Here is a 1,994-nt window from a genome sequence, read left to right on the forward strand (position 1 = left end):
GCCCCGCCAGTCTGGCCCCGGCGCGGCAGCGGGCCGTCCTGGCGCAAGGCGCCTTCCATCGATAGCCAAAGGCTGCGCTGGTCCTCGCTGATCGCGATGCCCTCCAGGGTCATGTTGTTGCGCGGGCCCCGGCCGGTTTCGGGCTGCAGCGGGCCTTGCAGCTGCGCGGGCAGTGTCCAGGTTTGTTGCCAGCTGCCATCGAGCCCGGCCTGCTGCAGCGAGGGGCCAAAGCCCCGTGCAAAGTCGCCTTCGCTGCTCCAGACCACGCTGCGCCCGCCGGGCAGCAGCCGCAGCGCTTCGGGGTCGGGCACGGCCGTGTCCGCTGCCGCCGTGCGGCTGCTGGGGTAGGGCCTGCCTGCCGGTGTCTGCAGGTACTGCTGGCCGGTGATGCTGACCTGCTGCAGGCCGCTGGCGTCGTAGCGGATACGGGCCCGGTACCAGCGGGCGCTGTCCTTGGCTGAGCGGTCATCGCTCACCAGGTAATAGCTGTCATCGGCAGGGGTGTAATCGATCGACGAGAGCCCGCCGATGGGCACACCGGCCCAGTGGGTGTCCAGCGGCCAACGCTGCTCGCCCAACAGTTGCAGGGCCGGGGTGCCAGGGGCATGGCAGGCGACGGCACCTGGGGTGTTGGGGGATGGAGAGATGGGGGCCTGGGCGGGCTCCGGAGAGGTCTTGCAGCCGGCCAAAAGCAGCAGCACAACAGAGAGCGACAGCGCGTTGAATAGACCGAACGAATAATGTATTTGAGTCTTGATTTTCATAGCATTTTCAGCAAGTGTAGCGCGCTTGTTGCACCGGCAATTGTTGACATTTTCAAACGCGGCTCGCTCCTTATCATCTCGGCTACTAGGGCTCGCCTGTGTGTGCGTTGCATGCCGCGGGTCTGACTGATGAAGGGGTAAGAGAAATGACATCCAACCTGCAAAAATGGTCGGCGGAATGCCTGGGTACGTTCTGGCTGACCTTTGGCGGCTGCGGCAGCGCGGTGCTGGCCGCTGCTTTTCCTGAGGTGGGTATTGGCCTTTTGGGCGTGTCGCTGGCCTTTGGCCTGACGGTGCTGACCGGCGCCTATGCCTTTGGCCCGATCTCGGGCGGCCATTTCAACCCGGCCGTCTCGGTCGGCTTGACGGTGGCCGGGCGCTTCAAGGCCTCGGATCTGCCGGGCTATATCATTGCCCAGGTGCTGGGTGCGATCGTGGCGGCCGGCCTGCTGTACCTGATTGCCAGCGGCAAGGCAGGCGCGCAGGTCACCGATCTGGCCACCAACGGCTTTGGTGAACACTCGCCAGGCAAGTTCTCGATGCTGGCCGCGCTGCTGACCGAGGTGGTGCTGACGGCGGTGTTCCTGCTAGTGATCCTGGGCTCGACCACGAAGAAGGCGGCCGTGGGCTTTGCCGGCATGAGCATTGGCCTGTGCCTGACCTTGATCCACCTGATCTCGATCCCCGTGACCAATACTTCGGTCAACCCTGCACGCAGCACCGGTCCTGCGCTGTTTGGCCCCGCCATCGCGTTGGAGCAGCTGTGGCTGTTCTGGCTGGCGCCGATTGTGGGTGCAGTGATCGGTGCGCTGATCCACCGCGCCTTGCTGCGTGGCGACGAGGAATAAGCGGATCCCATTGAAGGCATAGACAACAACAGGGGCTGCGGCCCCTGTTGTCGTTTTGGGAAAAGCCGTTTAGCGCGCCGTGGTCTGGCGCACTGCCTGTTCCCAGCGTGCCATCAGCGCATCGGCACGCGCCTTGTCCTGCGTGGGCATAAAGCGGCGCTCGGCCTTCCACAGCGCCGACAGCTCTTCGCTGTTTTGGTAGATGCCGGTGGTCAGGCCCGCCAGGTAGGCGGCGCCCAGCGCAGTGGTCTCCACGCAGGCCGGGCGCACCACCGGAATGCCCAGCAGATCGGCCTGGAACTGCATCAGCAGGTTGTTGACGCTGGCGCCGCCATCCACGCGCAATTCCGTCACCGGCTGGGCGCCGGTGGGGGCGGCATCG

3 protein-coding genes are annotated in these 1,994 nt (G+C 65.4%); 1 reads left to right on the forward strand and 2 read right to left on the reverse strand.

Features of this window, described 5'->3' with window-relative positions; all coding sequences use genetic code 11:
• Positions 1-764, reverse strand: a 764-nt coding sequence (locus H928_RS33745) for an esterase-like activity of phytase family protein (protein WP_239645041.1), incomplete at its 3' end; no start/stop codon positions are given.
• 146 nt (positions 765-910) lie between these two features.
• Between H928_RS33745 and aqpZ the strand changes: the two genes are divergently transcribed.
• On the forward strand, positions 911-1,612 hold the full coding sequence (gene aqpZ / locus H928_RS0121215; RefSeq protein WP_021028304.1) for an aquaporin Z: 702 nt from the start codon (positions 911-913) through the stop codon (positions 1,610-1,612).
• 69 nt (positions 1,613-1,681) lie between these two features.
• Here aqpZ and H928_RS33750 read toward each other — a convergent pair.
• The coding region (locus tag H928_RS33750) for an FGGY-family carbohydrate kinase (protein WP_255343223.1) at positions 1,682-1,994 on the reverse strand (313 nt) is incomplete at its 5' end.

The organism is Comamonas sp. B-9, from assembly GCF_000410635.1.
Taxonomy (GTDB): Bacteria; Pseudomonadota; Gammaproteobacteria; order Burkholderiales; family Burkholderiaceae_C; genus Comamonas.